16 protein-coding genes, 3 tRNA genes and 1 rRNA gene are annotated in these 18,780 nt (G+C 44.7%); 6 read left to right on the top strand and 14 right to left on the bottom strand.

What is annotated here, in order from left to right:
- Positions 1-249: 249 nt before the first annotated feature.
- Positions 250-1,350 carry a YheC/YheD family protein gene (locus tag ASG85_RS12615; protein ID WP_057306241.1) on the top strand — a complete coding sequence of 367 codons (1,101 nt, stop codon included), beginning with the start codon at positions 250-252 and terminating at the stop codon, positions 1,348-1,350.
- 145 nt (positions 1,351-1,495) lie between these two features.
- Here the strand turns inward: ASG85_RS12615 and nagZ are convergent, their stop codons facing one another.
- On the bottom strand, positions 1,496-2,773 hold the full coding sequence (nagZ, locus tag ASG85_RS12610) for a beta-N-acetylhexosaminidase (protein ID WP_057306242.1): 1,278 nt from the start codon (positions 2,771-2,773) through the stop codon (positions 1,496-1,498).
- Positions 2,774-2,842: 69 nt separating this feature from the next.
- Positions 2,843-3,139 (bottom strand): hypothetical protein, encoded by a 297-nt coding sequence (locus ASG85_RS12605; protein ID WP_057306243.1) that lies wholly within the window; start codon positions 3,137-3,139, stop codon positions 2,843-2,845.
- A gap of 592 nt (positions 3,140-3,731) precedes the next feature.
- Here ASG85_RS12605 and asd point away from each other — a divergent pair.
- Complete coding sequence (gene asd, locus ASG85_RS12600; protein WP_057306244.1) at positions 3,732-4,520, top strand: archaetidylserine decarboxylase; 789 nt, start codon at positions 3,732-3,734, stop codon at positions 4,518-4,520.
- Positions 4,521-4,550: 30 nt separating this feature from the next.
- On the top strand, positions 4,551-5,810 hold the full coding sequence (locus tag ASG85_RS12595) for an MFS transporter (protein WP_057306245.1): 1,260 nt from the start codon (positions 4,551-4,553) through the stop codon (positions 5,808-5,810).
- 307 nt (positions 5,811-6,117) lie between these two features.
- Here ASG85_RS12595 and ASG85_RS12590 read toward each other — a convergent pair whose 3' ends face one another.
- The 6 genes from ASG85_RS12590 to ASG85_RS12565 form a co-directional block, all read right to left on the bottom strand.
- The gene (locus ASG85_RS12590) at positions 6,118-7,557 is read right to left on the bottom strand and encodes an NAD-dependent malic enzyme (protein ID WP_060646427.1); all 1,440 of its coding nucleotides are present in this window, start codon (positions 7,555-7,557) and stop codon (positions 6,118-6,120) included.
- Between the two features lie 551 nt (positions 7,558-8,108).
- Positions 8,109-8,852 carry a glycosyltransferase family 2 protein gene (locus tag ASG85_RS12585; protein ID WP_060646426.1) on the bottom strand — a complete coding sequence of 248 codons (744 nt, stop codon included), beginning with the start codon at positions 8,850-8,852 and terminating at the stop codon, positions 8,109-8,111.
- 4 nt (positions 8,853-8,856) lie between these two features.
- Positions 8,857-9,903: a glycosyltransferase family 2 protein gene (locus ASG85_RS12580; protein WP_235549396.1), complete on the bottom strand. Its 1,047-nt coding sequence runs from the start codon at positions 9,901-9,903 to the stop codon at positions 8,857-8,859.
- Positions 9,904-9,914: 11 nt separating this feature from the next.
- Complete coding sequence (locus ASG85_RS12575; RefSeq protein WP_235550117.1) at positions 9,915-10,712, bottom strand: glycosyltransferase family 2 protein; 798 nt, start codon at positions 10,710-10,712, stop codon at positions 9,915-9,917.
- A gap of 149 nt (positions 10,713-10,861) precedes the next feature.
- On the bottom strand, positions 10,862-11,767 hold the full coding sequence (locus ASG85_RS12570) for an aminoglycoside phosphotransferase family protein (protein ID WP_060646425.1): 906 nt from the start codon (positions 11,765-11,767) through the stop codon (positions 10,862-10,864).
- Positions 11,768-11,782: 15 nt separating this feature from the next.
- A complete protein-coding gene (locus tag ASG85_RS12565) occupies positions 11,783-12,763 on the bottom strand; it encodes a phosphotransferase (protein WP_057306249.1) in 981 nt (326 codons plus the stop codon).
- A 251-nt stretch (positions 12,764-13,014) separates the two neighbouring features.
- Here ASG85_RS12565 and ASG85_RS12560 point away from each other — a divergent pair, with 251 nt between their 5' ends.
- From ASG85_RS12560 to speD, 3 genes are all read left to right on the top strand, one after another.
- Positions 13,015-13,605 (top strand): GNAT family N-acetyltransferase, encoded by a 591-nt coding sequence (locus ASG85_RS12560; RefSeq protein ID WP_060646424.1) that lies wholly within the window; start codon positions 13,015-13,017, stop codon positions 13,603-13,605.
- A gap of 115 nt (positions 13,606-13,720) precedes the next feature.
- Entirely contained in the window at positions 13,721-15,031 is a 1,311-nt protein-coding gene (locus tag ASG85_RS12555; RefSeq protein WP_060646423.1) for an aminotransferase class I/II-fold pyridoxal phosphate-dependent enzyme, read from the top strand.
- Between the two features lie 161 nt (positions 15,032-15,192).
- Complete coding sequence (speD, locus tag ASG85_RS12550) at positions 15,193-15,564, top strand: adenosylmethionine decarboxylase (RefSeq protein WP_060646422.1); 372 nt, start codon at positions 15,193-15,195, stop codon at positions 15,562-15,564.
- Between the two features lie 65 nt (positions 15,565-15,629).
- Here the strand turns inward: speD and metK are convergent, their stop codons facing one another.
- The 6 genes from metK to ASG85_RS12520 all read right to left on the bottom strand — a co-directional run.
- Positions 15,630-16,847: a methionine adenosyltransferase gene (gene metK, locus ASG85_RS12545; RefSeq protein WP_060646421.1), complete on the bottom strand. Its 1,218-nt coding sequence runs from the start codon at positions 16,845-16,847 to the stop codon at positions 15,630-15,632.
- 30 nt (positions 16,848-16,877) lie between these two features.
- The gene (mtnK, locus tag ASG85_RS12540; RefSeq protein ID WP_321166584.1) at positions 16,878-18,095 is read right to left on the bottom strand and encodes an S-methyl-5-thioribose kinase; all 1,218 of its coding nucleotides are present in this window, start codon (positions 18,093-18,095) and stop codon (positions 16,878-16,880) included.
- A gap of 244 nt (positions 18,096-18,339) precedes the next feature.
- A tRNA-Leu gene (locus ASG85_RS12535) sits at positions 18,340-18,421 on the bottom strand.
- Between the two features lie 16 nt (positions 18,422-18,437).
- Positions 18,438-18,509, bottom strand: a tRNA-Gln gene (locus tag ASG85_RS12530).
- Positions 18,510-18,525: 16 nt separating this feature from the next.
- Positions 18,526-18,598: transfer RNA gene (locus ASG85_RS12525), tRNA-His, on the bottom strand.
- Between the two features lie 102 nt (positions 18,599-18,700).
- Positions 18,701-18,780, bottom strand: a 23S ribosomal RNA gene (locus ASG85_RS12520); the annotation flags it as partial.

The raw sequence follows: 18,780 nt of genomic DNA, 5'->3' as shown, positions 1-18,780 counted from the left end.
ACTTGTAACATATTCAGTCTCCGCCCGATAGGTACGCTAGCCCGAGAAAATGTGCGCTAACCTAGATAAATGGTCGAATTCACCAACTACTCTCTATACATATGCGGATTAAAAGGCGAAGCTTGGGCATTTGTTCTATTTCCTCTTGGAAAGTATAAGCATCCGTACAAACAAGCACCCCTGCTTTTCCATAAACTAAGGAGAGTCTCCATTTCATAAAAGCCCTCTGAAGAAGAAGGAGTGAAGTAGATGGCAAATCCCTATGTGGGTATTTTAGTCAACGATTCCTTATACGCAGGCATTCCCCTAGGGAACACGCAGTATGAAGCTATTCCATATTATGATGAAGCTGGCAAGCATTACGGTGTAACTCCTTGTTATTTCCGCCTCCAGGATGTCCAAATCGATAAGATGAAAGTACACGCTTATGTACAAGAAGGTCGTTGCTTTGAGCTAAAATGGTTGGATCTTCCCAAGGTTATCCACAATCGAGCGATTTATTTGGACCATGCTTCTTATCAGAAACTGGAGGAATGGACCAAACGAGGCGTCATCTTGTTTAACAGATGGAATCGCTATAGCAAACTTCGAATTCACGATCTTTTGATGAAAAATGATAGTATTCGCCCCCATCTGCCAGGGACTTATCCAGCTACCTTGAAAAATATGAAAATCATGATGTCAACCTACGACTCTCTCATTATTAAACCAACCAATTCTAGCATCGGACGTGGTGTGATGAAAATGGATCGCCGTGTCAGGAGCTGGACGCTCATTTACCCGGCAAGCATGAAGATCAGCAACCGAATCTGGCGGACAGTAAGCTTCCGTCATTACCTTCCCTTGACCTTACGTCGCAAAATCCAAAGCAAAACCTACATGATTCAGCAGCGTCTGCCCCTGGCTACATTTGATGGCCGCCCCTTCGATCTTCGCATATCTGTTCAACGCGGGGCATCAGGAGAATGGGGGATAACAGGTATGGTTGCGAAAGTCGCGTCACGCGAACTCTTTCTCACCAACGTAGCGCAGGGTGGAGAATTGCAAACTTTACCCCATATTCTAACCACCGAATACCCTCACCTTAATCAAGAAGACGTATTACACCAAATTACCGACTTCTCCCTGCGTATAGCCCGGCATCTCAGTACAGAACTGCCCTACTTAGCTGATATCGGGCTTGATGTAGGGATCACATGCTACGGATTTCCATTATTTATTGAATGTAATGGAAAAGATCAACGCTACAGCTTCCTTAATGCCAACATGCAGGAGATATGGAAAGCTACTTATTTTAACCCTATCGCCTATGCCAAATTCTTGTTAGATGGCGGCATCCCCCCACTATAAACCAAGGATAAACGACTCCGTCGTCCTTCTGGGACGAGCGCGTTTGTATCAAGACTGATGACGCGAAGTGTAATAAAACTTATACTTTCTTATCTACGCGCAAAAAAAAAAACACCGTGCTGCGAATAAATCCGCAGGAACGGTGTTATTTGTTTGCATTTGTTCCTAATACGCTTTGAACCTCAGCGTTCAGTTTCTTCGTATCAGGGACTTTAATCGGACGATCATTTAGTTGGTATTTTTGTTTCACCTTCGTGACTTGACGAACACTTTGGTTGATTGTTTCCATCGGTATTCGCCCGGATTGAACGGCTTTTCGCAGTGCCTCTATGACCGTTACGACCCTCTCATACTCATGTCCGACCATAATGACATTTGCCCCCGCAAGAACAGACTTTACGGCGGCCTCACCCTGATCATAGTTCTTGATGATGGCCCCCATCGTCATATCATCGGTCATGATGAGTCCCTCAAACCCCATTTCCTTGCGCAAAAGATCTGTCATAATCTTTTTCGACATCGAAGCAGGATTCTGAGCATCCACTTTAGGCAGCAGAATATGAGCGACCATGACCGCATCAGCCTGATGCTTGAAAGCTTCTGCGAACGGAACCAGCTCAAGCTTACGTAAGCGTGCGAGGTCATTTTGGACGATCGGCAGTCCCACATGCGAATCTACCGAAGTATCACCATGCCCTGGAAAATGCTTTACAACAGGGACAACCTGCTGTTTCTGCAGTCCATTCATCATTTGAACACCAAAGCTGCTCACGATAGAAGCGTTAGATCCGAAGGAACGATCGCCAATGACCGGATTATTAGGGTTACTATTGACATCCAAATCGGGTGCGAAATCCATATTTAAGCCATAAGCATTTAGTTCTTTTCCAAGAAGTTGGCCGATATTATATGCCAGCGCAGGACGGCCCGTCTTACCGATGTCTTTGCTGGTCGGTGTTTTCGTAATCTCATCCGGCAACCTTGTCACTCTGCCGCCTTCTTCATCTACACCCAACCAAAGCGGAAGCTTATTCACGGCATTCGTCAGTTTCAATTCATTAACTAGATCTACCAACTGAGTCGTATTTTTCACATTAGGCTTGTATAATATAATCCCGCCAACGTGATAAGTTTCAATCAGTGCACGTGCATGTACATTCATACTGTACTCATCGATTCCCGCTATAATCATTTGTCCTATCTTTTCTTCCAGCGTCATCGCCACAGCATCGCTTGTTGCGACTGGTGTTGGTATTGGAGTCGGTGTTGGTGTAGTTTCCACTCTCGGCGGTGTCGCGGCGGGTGCTGAGGAAGATGGACTGACTCCCGGTCCCGGGTGAGACGACGAACAGCCTGTTAAGAGCAGTGAGAACGCAGCTGCGAACCAAGCACCCCTGATCAATAATGGTAAATCTCGTTTCATCTTCATCTACCTTCCCTTTTGAACCTAATCTTCTTAACGATCCTCAACCTGAAATTGTTGCATGACCGATTATTCACTTCTAAGCTCTTTCAGCGTCCATCTCAGTAACGTGTAAATCCCATAACACCCCAAGTAAGCTCCGCTTAACAGGAATAGCTCATTTTGAAAAATGCCGTGAATATTCGTCATAAATACCGTCTCATCTCTTAAAATCTCATATATAGCGAGCACGCTGATGATACCAAACACATAGGCACACCCCACTGCCAGCACATGATATACAATTCGGCACATTGTGAACAGCCAAGCACTGATTAACATGCAAATCGGAATCAGAATACTAAGTACCACGATTATTATGGGCATGTTGTTATTTCACCTCATCAACAGCATTGACGGTTTCCTTTCCGGAAATACCAAAGGCATATTAATCCATTTTGTGATATGATTGATAGTGATAGTAAAGCGTTTACATGAAGGCTTCTCCTGCTAGGATCCGGCTCGTATCCATCACAAGGAAAAGAGGTCTATTAATGAAAAAGAATATCGTCTTACAGTATTCGCTGCCCTTAGATGCTTCCTTTGAGCTAATCGCAAGCTGCAAGTCCTGTACGAGTATTTCTGATCATTCATCTCGAACCCCTGTCCAATGTATCAAGTTCGCCGGCTCCTCGGTTCCCATCTCCGTTAACCTCGCTACCTGCTATACCTGCGGGGATTATAAGCAAAGCTAGCATATTCCACCTCAAACAGCCATTAGGCTGTTTTTTTCTTGCACTTACCTTGCATTCCTTCCTCATTCGACAATTGATTCTTTTACCTTTCTGTGGCAAGATTAGCGAAGAACAATATATAGGGATCTTTGATCTTGATCAAAGTCTCTCCGCACGAAGGAAGCATTGATCCGTGATCGATCAAAGTCTCTCCTAAACACGAATGAACAGGAGTTTTTCAATCTATGTCTAAACCATTTTTTCGATTGCTAACGGAGCTGTCTTCACGCAAATGGGTGTCCCAAGTGACAGGTGCTTTTGCCAGATCCAAAGCAAGCCGGATCTTCATTCCTCGCTTTGCCCAAACCTACGGAATACGCATCGAAGATGCTGAGAAGCATTTACAGGATTATAAATCTTTGAATGATTTCTTCACACGCAGATTAAAGCCAGGGTTACGCCCTATTCACGAAGACCTAACTCGCGTTGTGAGTCCTGTTGATGCCATGATTACGGGTATCGGCGACATTAAAAAAGGCTTGATTGTGAATGTCAAAGGTCAAGACTACACCATCGAAGAGCTGCTTAATCGTTCCCCTCGTACGGTCAACTATAAGAATGGCTTTTATTTTGTTCTGTACCTAAGTCCTACCGACTACCACCGCATTCATTCGCCGATTTCAGGTGATGTGCTTGAGAGCGAGCATGTCCTTGGGAAAGTATATCCTGTGAATGAGTTTGGCCTTCGTCATATGAAGAGAGTACTAAGTCGTAACGAACGGTTAATCACATTTATCCAGCACAATGCCGGTGAAGTTGCTGTGGTAAAGGTTGGGGCCCTTAACGTAAGTTCTATTCAATATGTGAAGCCTCTTCCCAAAACGCTTGAGCGAGGTCAAGAACTAGCCTACTTCGAGTTTGGTTCAACGGTCGTTCTCCTTTTTGAAGATGATATGTTTGAGCCTCGCCCAGATCTGCAGCTCGGTTCTAAAGTTAAAATGGGAGAAGACCTCGGCCGTTTCCTAGAAAAATAAAGGGAATATGTGATTGGAGAGGAGAGAACCATGGCGTCCATTACAGCATCATCTCCCGAACAAAGCTCCAAGAGCTTACATGGTACCGGAGACGTCAAACCTACCGTATATCGTATTTTATTCGCAATTGGTCTTGTCCATTTACTCAACGATTCGATTCAATCTGTCATTCCTGCTATCTTTCCCATTCTAAAAAGCGAGATGGGACTTAGCTATGCACAGATTGGTTGGGTGCAGTTCGCCATTAACTTCACGGCTTCCATCATGCAGCCAGTTGTCGGCTTATACACAGATCGCAAACCTTCACCCTATATGCTGCCGATTGGCATGGCCTCCACCCTAACGGGTATGCTGCTGCTCGCATTCGCACATTCGTATTGGGTCGTGTTATTGTCTGTTTGCTTTGTAGGACTTGGTTCAGCCGCCTTCCACCCGGAAGGGTCTCGTGTCTCACACATGGCCGCGGGAGGTCGCAAAGGACTGGCTCAGTCCATTTTCCAAGTTGGCGGTAACGCCGGTCAATCTTTGGCCCCCATGATGACCAAATGGATTTTCATTCCACTTGGATTATTCGGTTCCATATGGTTCACAGGTGTAGCAGCTGTAGCTATCGCCGTGCAATTATATATCGCTCGCTGGTATAAATCCGTGCTGCTTGCCACACCGGTTAAAGCTAAGACAATCGTACAACGCACCGTCAACCCACAGCGGCGCAAGCAAGTCACGTTTGCGATTTGCCTACTTGTTTTTCTTGTATTCGTCCGTTCTTGGTATGGAGCAGCCATGAGCGGCTACTTCGCCTTTTTCTTGCAGGATACATACGGCATGTCAATCGACCGCGCACAAGACTTTATCTTCTTATTCCTAGCGGCTGGAGCGGTTGGAACATTTTTTGGCGGTCCACTTGCTGACCGCTTCGGTAAGCGTAATCTCATTTTCTTTTCCATGCTTGGTTCAGCGCCTTTTGCTTTGCTGTTACCGCATGTGTCAATAACTTGGGCTTACATTTTACTTGTCATTATCGGTATCATCCTATTATCCAGCTTTTCCGTTACCGTTGTGTATGCTCAAATGCTATTCCCTGGGAAAGTCGGGACAGTTTCTGGCTTAATTACAGGCTTAGCCTTCGGAATGGGCGGTATCGGGAGTGTCGTCCTTGGCAATCTCTGCGACACCTTAGGCACGACGCGTGTTATGGAAATGTGTGCATTTCTACCGCTCCTTGGTATCCTGACCTTCCTTCTCCCTTCGGATCGCAAGTTAAGACAATGGACTGAAGAATCTAACTAGCAAAAAGACCTTGTTAGGCAAGCTGAAATGCATCAGCTGCTGAAACAAGGTTTTTTTCGGCCCTTTCTAGTTGCGAGTCGCGGCAACCAGGCACTTCCTTAGCGGAGCAGACCCCCTTCCTCCAGTCGTAGCCACCTCTTTCCTCCGGCACACTTACTCATCATTTTGATGCACAAACTGCAACTAGTGTGGTTTTGCGCATCACACTGCTAGCTACCTGCTTTGCCTCAAATATCATCTATTGGCAGAACAAAAAAACAGTTCGGATACCTCATTGAGGTGTACCGAACTGCTAATTCATCACGACTTATTCGTGGTGTGCATCATGTGTCTCACGCTGGTTGCGGCGGCGGGCCACACCGGATTCATAGGCGGCTTCCATGACTGCTTCCCTTACCTTTTCAACAACAGCCGTGTTGAACACACTTGGAATAATGTAATATTCGTTCAATTCATCTTCATTTACTACCGATGCAATGGCTTTGGCTGCGGCCAGCTTCATTTCTTGCGTGATGCGTGAAGCACGGCAATCCAGCACACCGCGGAAAATCCCTGGGAAACAAAGAACATTATTAATTTGATTCGGGTAATCCGAACGACCTGTTGCCATCACACGAACATAAGGTTCAGCTTCCTCCGGCGTAATTTCCGGTGTTGGGTTTGCCATCGCGAACACAATCGGATCCGTGCCCATTCTCTTCACATCATCAGCCTTAAGTACACCTGGCCCCGATAATCCAATGAAAATATCAGCACCTGGTATCACATCAGACAGAGGTCCTTTTTGTAAAAACGGATTTGTATTGTTTGCATACCATTCCCAAGCCGTATTCGTATAGCTCTCTCCGCGTACAATTGCGCCTTGTCGATCTACACCGATAACATTTGTAACACCGGCAGCTAACAGCATCTTCGTACAGGCAATCCCCGCAGCCCCAATGCCCGTGATAACTACTTTACAATCTTCCAAATTCTTGCCCACGAGCTTAACTGCATTGAGCAGCCCTGCAAGAATAACTACTGCCGTTCCATGTTGATCATCGTGGAAAACAGGAATATCGAGCTCATTGATTAATCTTTCCTCAATTTCAAAACAACGAGGAGATGAAATATCTTCTAAATTAATACCGCCGAATGCTGGTGCAATCGCTTTTACCGTACGAATAATTTCTTCGGTATCCTGCGTGTCCAAACAAATCGGGAACGCATCTACACCGGCCATCTGCTTGAACAGCATAGCCTTTCCTTCCATCACCGGCATCGCCGCTTCCGGACCGATATTTCCTAATCCTAGGACCGCTGTGCCATCCGATACAACAGCAACCGTATTCCGTTTTATCGTTAATGAGTGTGCTTTATTAGGGTCTTCATGAATAGCCATACAAACGCGAGCAACACCCGGTGTATATACACGAGATAGGTCGTCCCGGTTTTTAATAGGCATTTTCGGAGTCACTTCGATCTTGCCGCCCAAATGCATGAGAAACGTTTGGTCTGAAACGTTAATTAACCGGACGCCAGGAATATCCTTCAACACTTTGGTTATGGATTCCGTATGTTCAGGGTCGCTAACTTTTACTGTAATATCGCGCGTTGTTGTTGTTTTACTAGCTCTTGTTACGTCGATCGCGACAATATCGCCGCCTGCTTCACCTATTGCTGTAGCGATTTTTCCAAAAGTGACTAATTCTTTATGTATTTCCAAACGCACAATAACGCTTGTGCCTCCACCATTTAACCCCGCCATAATAAGGATCACTCCTAAGTAGATAATTAATTGACCATCAGATTAGATCATAGCATACAATGTCAACCTTGCCAAAAATCATATTGGTCATTTTGTGACAATTTCATAAACATGTCGTAGGAGAGCAACGCCGCGGCGAATCTCCTCTTTGGTGAGGTGAGAAAAATCCGTGCCGCAACGCAATTCCCTTTTAATAAACCCTTCAGGATCTACTCACTTACTAGACCGCCTTAATAGCTTGCACAACCATAATAATTATGTGTCGGGGATATAGCGATGATCGTATGTCTTTATCATAGACATTTGCCCAATCTGCCAATACACCAACTGCATATGGTAAGACAGGTGAAGCGCACGAAGTCATCGCTAGCATGACTAATATGGGCACAGGAGATCGCCAAAAACAAGGGTGCTATATGGTTTCATAAACGCCTATTGCGGGATTATTAAGGCGATTTCCAGGGAAATCGCCGATTTTTGTCGACTTGTCATTCATTTTGGAAAAACCCCTTGACTGAGAAAGTGCCTTGATAGGTGGAACGTGGAGCTGATTATAAAAACTGCAGCGGATCCACTTTCCATTTTTCGAGAAATCTTTTGTAGTTTTTGTTGACCAATTTAGACAGCTGTTCCTTATCCATCTTATTGAAACTTTTGCTGCCGTGATGGTGAATGATGACATCCCCTGCCAGCATAAGCTCAAATCCAGCTAACCTGGCGCGATAACAATAATCGTCGTCCTCGTAATGGCCGGGTGTAAATTGTTCATCTAATAAGCCAATCTTGTTCATCACTTCCCTTTTAAAAAGGAAGCACAAGCCTACCAATCGGTTGAGTGGCATCCGCAGTTCCGGGTTCTGCATATTGGCTGTGGCGGCAATTTCGTGAAACTGGGATAAATCCGTATAGCCGGAATCCTTCAGCTGCCGGCCGCTTGTGTAATTTGTATAGGGACCAACGATACCGATGCGTTTACTGCTGTAAAGGCAGTTTAGCATATTGGATAACCAGTTGTGGGTAACAACGATATCGTTATTCAGCAAGAGAAGCGCGTCTCCAGTCGCTATCTTAAGACCCAGATTACACGCTGCTGGAAACCCTTTGTTTTTAGGAAGCGAGATCAAGCGGATTTTTTCCTGTACACAGTATTTAGGAGTCCCGTCATCGGAGCCGTTGTCTACTACGATAATTTCATAATCTTCGTGTGTATAGCTACGGATGGCCTCTACACATTCTCTAAGCAGCTCCAGTCCGTTATAGCTAGGAATGATGATGCTTGTTTTAATGTTGTTCATTTACCTAGCCTCCCGCCAGATGCCTTTTTCGCATATTATCTTTGAAACTAAGCCTCTTGCCACGGCGCGACATGACTTTATGCAAGGCTTCCAGGTGGTCGCCGATAATCAATTGGGTTAAGGGATTATGCCGCCCGTGGTTGAGACCTGATCTTCGATTGCTATTCAGGACGTTTATGCTGGCCGAAGCCTTCACTTTTAACTTCTTTTTCATGGCAATCACCTGAGCGAGAGGCGGTACAGACAGATTCGCCAAACCTATGGTCTCCACAGCTGATCTGGAGAGGGCGTGAGGTATAGCTGTCATGGAGTTCGCCATTAAGTCGGCTCTTCCCATGGCCCGATTAACGAATTCTTTAACAACCGATACCGCGTCACGGGAGCCTAATTTATGGATAAAAGGGCTTATGTCATTGAGTGCAACATCTGTTCCCTTATCAACCGCATGGATAAAAGGGATAAGCTTTTTATAGGAAATGCGAATATCCCCGTCAAGAAACAAAAGAATGTCCGACTGGGAGACATTGGCTCCTATCGATCTCCCGACATCGTGTCCGAGCGCTTCTTCATAGTGGAGCACGATTGGCGCGGCACGGTGTTCCCTAATGCGCTCGAAGCTTTTATCATTCGACCCGTTAACCACTACGATGACCTCGTGAAAAGGGAGGCACTCAAGCTCGTCAAGCACCTTGGAAATCGTGTCATCCTCGTTCTTGACGCTTATAATGGCAGCGACCTTCTTATCTGTGGGAAGCGGGACCAAGCGTGTGTACTTCTCCCCGATTTCCGAATAAAATCCTTTGAAAAACTTACGCGCTGCGGAATGATAGAGTGTTGTGCTTATTGCCCGGGGAAGACGGGAAGCCCATTTGTTCCACTCATGATTCATCGCGGATTTGGCGGGCTCAAAGCCTCCGGTTTCCTTCTCGAAGCGGGAGCCATAACGTGATCCCGCCTCATAGGCCTTCCTCTTCCATCTTTTTATCTCTTTGGTATTCATTTGAGATCGGGTGGATTGGGAGGTCCGTTTTGATTTTAATTTTGACTTCACAGCCCTTATCATTATTTCACCATCTTTCTATTCCGATCTAGATCGGTCATTCCTCCACGGTGATCGGTTTTGTCCAATAGATGTTGAATAGCTTCCAGGTGGTCCCCAATAATTAAGTTTTTCAACGGGTCATTTGGACCTCGGCGTTTTCGTGGATTCGTTTTGCCTACTTCAAAATAGTGGACACCTTTTAGCACCAAACCTTTATTAGCTGCGATGGCCTGCGCTTTGGGGGGAACCGTTAAATTCTCCGCTCCGATTTGCTCCAGTGCTTTACGGCTTAGGGCATGGGGAATAGCCGTTAAAGAAGCACCCTTCAGGTGAGGTAAAGACAACATGTTGTTTAACGCGTACTTGGAAAGAACAACACTGTGGACATTTTTTCTTGCCAACGTGCCGTTAAATTTGTTTAAGGCTACATCCACGCCGTTTTTTACCGCATGAACTAGTCGTTTCAATGCATTGGTTGGGAAGATGATATCTCCATCCAGAAACAAAAGCACATTTCCTTTGGCTGCTTTTGCCCCTATGCTTCTTCCTACATCATGGCCCAGAGCCTTCTTATAGGTAATCATCCGAGCCCCCATTTGTTTAGCCACTTTGTCGGAGCCGTCCCGTGATCCGTTCGCCACAACGATAACCTCTGTCTTAGGATGAACTTTTCTAGCATTGGCGATGACCCTGGCGATCGTCCGCCTTTCATTCATAAGCGGTATAATGACAGAAACTTCTGGGTTTTTGGAATTAAGGATACGCTGCGGGGTAGTGGTTTTCTTCTCTACGACACTGCCTCTTTTTGGTAACGCCACAAAATACACCTCCAAGATTAGCATTCTTCCAGTCATACCCCATTGTATGTCCCTGAGAATTATATGTAACGGCATTAGTACAGGTCTAGGTACAGATGCATATAAACAGGAAAAACGTCAGCTTTATGCTGACGTTTTTCAGTAAATACTTATAATAACTTACGCAGGGTTCTTTTATATCCCGAAAGTCTACTGGATGATGGAAGCTCAATATGACGAAGGTACTGATTTCCGAATTGTCTCATGGCACGGACAAGCGGATAGGGGAGCAGGAGAAGCATATATAACAAATGCCGATCTTCAGCTGAAAGGGGACGTTTCCGGTCGTACTCCTCGATTCCCTTCAGTACGCCTCTTCCATTCCAAGGATAGTTCCGGTATAAAATATGGGCTAAATCTATCATTCTTACGTTCATAGACGCATTCTCCAGATCAATCAGATGAAGATGATTGGAACGGTCCAATACTAAGTTAGGATAATTGTAATCTCCGTGGGAGAAAGCCCCGGCGTTCCGTTCCATCTCTACAGCACTAGCAATAGCAGGCTTTTGGCTGAACGCTTCAGCTTTATAGCAGCAATCGATAAAACGGTCGAGACTGCCACCATGACGGCGAATGTCCGAACGATAATCGCCTGGCCGCTGATACAATTCGTCATAGCGGATTCTGCCGTTTGGTATTCCTTCAGCAGTAAATCCTTCCGCCACGCGATGAAACTTTGCCAGGGTTCGCAACCCCTTCATGAGCTCCGATTCCCGGGTAAAATTCGGTGACCGCCCCTTCACCCAATTGGTCAGCAGCCAATATTGCCCCCGGTGAAAGGACCAAAGCTTCTGGCCGGGGCCTTCAACAGGTTTAGGGGCATACCGATAGCCTTTATCGTCAAGATGTACAAAAAGCTTTCTTATAAAAGCAACCTCGTCTTCCCCGGTTGAATAAGGTTTATAACAAAGAGTACGTCCCGTTGTAGTGAAGACTTGGTAGACGTCTCGAATTTTCTTTCTCCTTTTAACCTGTAAGCCGAAATCCTTATTGAAATCAGTCCATAACGGCATGTTACCCCTCCCTCACTACTGCCTAGACCAGGTGTCGATCCACTTGATGGCTATTAGCCTACTATTCCAGGTTTTATTTAAAACATTTAAAAGGGGACCATATTTACGTCCGTTCATAGCATATTGGCAGACATACCAGGCCTCTCTGGGGATACGGTAAAGGGAGCTGATCAGCTCTTTCTCTCTACGGCGAAGCGGACGCACCTCTTCATACCCCTTTAGGAATGCTGCCATTTTTGAAGGTTCAAATCCCGCCGTATTGGTAAGTGCTACGACCAAATCGTAATAACTAGAGCCTCGTTTCATTAAATCCCAGTCGATCAAATAAATACGGTTTTTCGATTGCAGGATATTTGCTACGGTAACATCCCCATGCACGAGGGAGGGATGACGGCATTCCTCCCTCAACGTTGAGCGAATTTTTGATGTTCCAAGCGAATGTATAGCCTCTCGGCTTAATTCAATGCAGAGATCCCCATGATGCCTAAACCAAGTTCCTGCTTTGGTAGGCTTTCTCCGAAGATTCTTCAAACGTCTTAGGAATGCGTAATATTTTCTCCTATGACGCAGCGTAACAGAATCGGGTTGGCGGGGAAGCTTCAAATTACGCGAAACCGAATGCAGTCTGGCTAGCATTCTCCCTAACTTGACAAGATCCTCCTTGCTCCTGCTCATTTTTCTGCCCTGGATCCAATCGGTTAAGTAAAAAAACTTCCCCCCCTCCTGCTCCCAATATTTCCCCGATCGGGATCTTAACCATTTGGGCATGCCGTGAAAGCCTCTTTTGTGCAATTTGACCGCATAGGATGATAGCTGGATTAGACGGCTTTTCGATCCTATAAAAGGTTTAATCATATATGTTCCTTTGTTCGTCGTTACCCGGAATGCGGCAGTTTTTTTATACTGTGAGGAGTAGGAGCGGGTCTTTCTGATAGAAAACCCGTAGGAACGGGCAATTTTCTTGAAAATTAATCGATAGCCATGCGTTCTAGCCATGAAACGTCTCCTTCCTAAAAGCCTTTAAAGCATTGCCTTTTACAATTTATTAATGTTGATACGGATTGGTGTTCATACCCCGGTGGAAAATCCAAATATTTGATCGATACCCCAAAGATATCACCACCTTTGTATCGTAAGACTGGTACATATAAATAAAACTAAATTGGGTCTTTCTATTACTCTACTTTTCAATTATGCTAACTAAAATCACATATACAAATAACCAAATAACAAGGAGAACATTCCCAATGAATCTACACACCAATATTCTAGAAGGAACACGTGTCGTTCTACTGCCTATGGAAGAATCCCATATAACCGGTCTTACAGCAGCTGCCGCCGACCCAAACATATGGGCATATATGACGCCGCTTCTAAGTTTCGCAGATGTGGAGAAATTTGTTCACCAAGCACTAGAAGAACAAAAGGCAGGATTGGGCAACCCTTACAGCGTCTTCGACAAGCATACCGATTCTTTCGTCGGCAGCACACGTCTCTTCGATATTTCAGCACAACATCGTAATCTGGAGATCGGTCATACCTGGTACAATTCTCAAGTGTGGCGTACGCGCGTTAATACTGAATGCAAATATTTACTGTTGAAGCACTGTTTCGAATCCTTAAATCTTCTTCGTGTCCAATTAAAAACGGACCTACGGAACGAACGCTCCCAAACGGCTATTGCTCGATTAGGCGCCCAAAAAGAAGGTATTCTCCGTCAACATCGTATACTTCACGATGGCTATATACGGGACACTGTCATGTTTAGTATCCTTGACACCGAATGGCCTGAAGTTAAACAGCGATTAGAAGGTTTTTTAAATAAAGTTGGCGTATAATTCCATATCCAAAACCAATCCGAAAATATTTGTTTCACGCAGTGACGTACACTTGTTAAAGTGGTATAATAACTGCAAAAAATGAATAGCTCATTGGAAGGAATGACCCACTCTTATGAATCCTCTGGCACGACAGTTAAACGAGACCCTGGAACGTGAAAATTCTCACGTGCATGACATGCTTTCTGCATTAGGTAGATCGATTTACTTCCCGAAAGAAGGCATTCTCAGCCAATCTGCTGAAGCAAAGGCCAAAGCCAAAAAATACAATGCTACTATCGGTATTGCTATCGAAAATGGTCAACCTATGCATCTGAAGGTCATTCAAGACACACTCTCCACCTACGCTCCAAAAGATATATATGAATACGCTCCACCTGCCGGTAAACCTGAACTTCGTACAGCGTGGCGCAAAAAAATGCTTGAGGAAAATCCCGAGATTGGCAGTAAACTGATTGGGAACCCGATTGTTACAAATGCCTTGACCCATGGTCTTAGCATTGCCGCTGACCTTTTCGCAGATGTTGGTGACGCAGTCATTATTCCAGATAAAAACTGGGAAAATTACGAGCTCACCTTCGAAATCCGCCGCGGTGCCCAAATCGTGAATTACCCGTTATACAACGAGCAGCAGAAATTTAATGCAGCTGGACTTCGTGAAGCTCTTTTTGCTCAAAAATCCAAGGGCAAAGCGATCGTTGTCTTGAACTTCCCGAACAATCCGACAGGCTATACACCTGGGGCCGAAGAGGGGAAAGAGATTACTGCTGCCATCAAAGATGCTGCTGAAGCAGGCATCAATGTCATCGTACTTACGGACGACGCATACTTCGGTCTTTTCTTCGAAGGTTCCATGCACGAGTCCTTATTCGGTCAATTGGCTGACATCCACCCGCGTGTACTCGCAGTAAAAATCGATGGAGCCACCAAAGAAGAGTACGTCTGGGGCTTCCGTGTAGGCTTCATTACGTATGCAGGCCAAAGTGAAGCACTTCTCAGCGCCTTGGAGCAGAAAACAATGGGAATCATCCGTGCGACCATTTCCAGCGGTCCTCACCCGTCTCAAACATTCGTGCTTCATGCGCTTAACTCTCCAGAGTTTGGTCAACAGAAGCAAGAGAAATATGAGATCATGAAAGGCCGCGCTAACCGCACCAAGTCCATTCTGGACAGCGGAAAGTTTGATGATGCATGGGGCTACTACCCCTTCAACTCAGGTTACTTCATGTGCTTGAAGCTCAAAACTGTTGACGCCGAAGCCTTACGTGTACACTTGCTGAATCAGCATGGTGTAGGCACGATCGCCCTCGGATCTACTGATCTTCGCGTTGCTTTCTCCTGTATTGAAGAAGGTAACCTCGAAGAGCTATTCAACCTCATTTATCAAAGCGTTAAAGAAATAGAAACCGTCTCATCAAGCAAATAATAAGAACAAAAAGAGCACTTCCTAACCTCAAGTTAGAGAGTGCTCTTTTTTGTTCTTCTCGTATGTTCGTGGCTTTCACTACAATTAGTCACTTTACTAGATCACTCTTCCTTTTTTATTCATAGAATATTATGAAGTTGAAATTTGAAGGGGTGATAGATTTGCAATACTCCACATTTGGCAGGCATACGGTTGTTGACGTTTGGGGGGTGGATTCCAGTTTTCTAGATAATGTTGATTTTCTTCAGCTAATTATGGTGAATGCGGCTGAGAAAAGCAGTGCTACAGTGCTGTCAGTCATCCATAAAAAATTCGTTCCAAGTGGCTGTTCAATACTTGTTCTTTTATCTGAAAGTCATCTTTCCATTCACACATATCCGGAGGAAGATTTTGCAGCAATAGATTGTTACACCTGCGGAAAGAGAGTAGACCCTAAAATAGCGATCGATTATTTAGTTGATATATTAAAACCCCAGAAAATGTATACAAAAACATTAGTTCGCGGTTCTAATGAAATAGTTGTCTTAGATTAATATAAAAAGCCTCTTGCGAATGAAGAGGCTTTTAGTGCTGAGTCATATACATAAATGTTTGTTGATCATTCCCCTACTGGCCCAATTGCTGCTTCTTTTTTTAACAATTCCGCTTTATCTGTCTGTTCCCAAGGAAATTCAACATCCGTCCGGCCAAAATGTCCATATGCTGCCGTGTTCTGATAGATAGGTTGGCGTAGATTGAGCATTTTAATAATACCTGCTGGACGTAGATCAAAGTGTTTGCGAACTAATTGAATAAGAGAGTCATCGTCAATGATTCCCGTACCAAATGTTTCGATAGCTATACTAACCGGATGTGCCACTCCAATCGCATAAGCAATCTGAATTTCACACTTTTGAGCGAGACCAGCCGCAACAATGTTTTTTGCTACATAACGCGCGGCATAAGCAGCCGAACGGTCAACCTTGGTGGGATCTTTACCCGAAAATGCTCCCCCGCCATGACGAGCATAACCGCCATAAGTATCGGCAATAATTTTACGCCCCGTTAATCCTGCATCTCCTTCTGGACCCCCGATCACGAAACGGCCTGTTGGATTAATAAAATATTTTGTATTTTCATCTATCAAATCCGTTGTAATGACTGGTAAAATCACAAACTCATGCATATCTTTTTTAATTTGCTCTAGGGACACATCAGGATCATGTTGAGCTGAGATGACGATCGTATCGATTCGGATGGGGTAATCGCCTTCATATTCTACGCTAACCTGCACTTTCCCATCAGGACGCAAATAAGGTACCGTACCGTTCTTGCGTACTTGAGCCAAATGGTAGGCCAGCTTATGGGACAGAGATATCGGCAATGGCATCAATTCCTCGGTTTCATTACAAGCGAAACCAAAAATCAATCCTTGATCACCAGCACCAGTCTCTTCAGTCTCTCCATCGTTCAGCTTGCCTTCGCGAATTTCTAAAGCTTTATTGACCCCCATTGCAATATCAGGAGATTGTTCATTAATGGCGATTAAGACTGCACATGAATTAGCATCGAAACCGAGCTCAGCTCGTGTATATCCAATGTTACTAATTGTTTTTCGAACAACTTTTTGATAATCAATAGACGCATTTGCCGTAATCTCGCCAGTTACAAGTACAAACCCCCGACCTACACAACATTCACAACCAACGCGTGCATTCGGATCTATCTCGTATATAGCATCTAAAATTCCATCAGAAATTTGGTCACATAGCTTATCAGGATGGCCTTCAGTCACCGATTCAGATGTAAAGAGATGGTTTCTTTTTTTAATAGTCATATACATGACCTCCCAAATAATAATCCCCTTTTATAACTCCCCCCACCCTGCTATCTGTCTAACACGGGATGTAATGTCGTTGATTCTTTGAATTTGCCGTCTTTTTAGTACCAGCTCTTGTCCGATCGAAAGCGCTAGCTTTTCAGATTTTGCCCGCAAACTTGGATCATTTATACTTTCCAGATCCCATACATGTGCTAGACCTATGATTCTACGAATCATTTTACAACCCGCATAGCCTGCAGTATCTTCAAGTATTTGGAGTAAGTAATGATCTACGTATCCTGGGATTACCGCCATTCTTTCTTTAGACTCTTTTCCCCATAAATCCCTAAACTCTTTTTCAAAGTAAGTCCATATTTGTTCGATCATCGTAAGCAGATAAGCTTGATAATCCATTCGCTCCCGCGAGTCCATGGTGTGTCCTTCATGGGAGGCAAAGCTAAGTAATAGGTTACCTATCACAGCGCCGATATCAAAACCAATAGGGCCATAAAAGGCGAATTCCGGATCAATCACCTTAGTATCCTCTTTCGTTACCATGATGCTCCCGGTATGAAGGTCCCCATGGATGAGTGCCTGGGCATGAGTGAGGAAACCTTCCTTTAATTTTGCGACCTCAAGTTTCAGTTGGTAATTCTCCCATATTTCAACCACCTTATCTGCTATCCATGGATTAAATTGATTGGTTTCTGAAGCGAAATAGGGATCCGTAAAAATAAGATTTTCGGATATCTTGCACATTTCCGGATTAGAGAATTGAACCACTTTTGCCTTTTTCACTTGAGCGGGCAATGCCAAATCAGACGTCAAATACAAAGTTCTCGCTAGGAAGGTTCCAATATGACGTGCAAAATAAGGATAGCGTTCTCGGGCAACCAATCCTTTACGCATATTTAGGTGGCTCGATAAATCTTCCATCACCGTCAATGCCATCGTACTATCATAATGATAGACAATAGGCACTAAACCTGGGCAAATAGAATGTTGCGCAATCAATCCCTGACTCTCAATTCGTGCCCGGTCAAGGGTCAATGGCCAAGATTCCCCAACCACACGCGCATAAGGAAGCGCCTGCTTCATTACGATGCTTTTTCCTGAACTTTTGTCTGTAATACGAAAGACGAGATTCAAATTTCCATTGCCAATTTCTTGGCAAACCAACTGTGCATTTGTCATAAACAAGTTTCTTAACTTTCGGGCATAATTCATAGCACGATACTCATTAAGGATTTGGTATTGAATCACACTTTCATTCCTCCTTCCTCCTCATGTAGAAAGTAATTCTATTCTATTAATAATCAAAGGAAGAAGTTTTGGTGTATGTAAAAAGCAAAAATAGTGAAACAGACTACATATTTAGGTCACAATAAGAGAATCTATCGATGGAAGCGAAATATTAATGTGTCTAGACCCTGTCTGTATATTGCGTATCATTCGTGATAACGCAAAAAAACCCTTAACTAGTAAGGGTTCTTGCTTAAAATAGGGATGCGGTCGGAGGGATTTGAACCCTCACGCCTTGTGAGCGCCACCCCCTCAAGATGGTGTGTCTGCCGTTCCACCACGACCGCGTATGAAATTAGAAAACTGGGGATCTAGGATTTGAACCTAGGCATGACGGAGTCAAAGTCCGTTGCCTTACCGCTTGGCTAATCCCCATTATGAAAGGGAAAAGGGCGACCGATGGGACTTGAACCCACGAATGCTGGATCCACAAACCAGTGCGTTAACCCCTTCGCCACGATCGCCACAGTAGGGATTTATTCCCTGAAGACTAGATACGAAACTCGCGTAAAGTAATCATGTGCATGGCTACGTTAGACGTAGGTGCTAGCTGCTTAGTCAGCTTTTTGGTTAAGCCCTCGACCGATTAGTATTCGTCAGCTGCATGCATTGCTGCACTTCCACCTCGAACCTATCAACCTCGTCG

Source organism: Paenibacillus sp. Soil724D2, from assembly GCF_001427935.1.
GTDB lineage: Bacteria > Bacillota > Bacilli > Paenibacillales > NBRC-103111 > Paenibacillus_E.
This window is presented reverse-complemented; position numbering and strand designations above follow the sequence as displayed.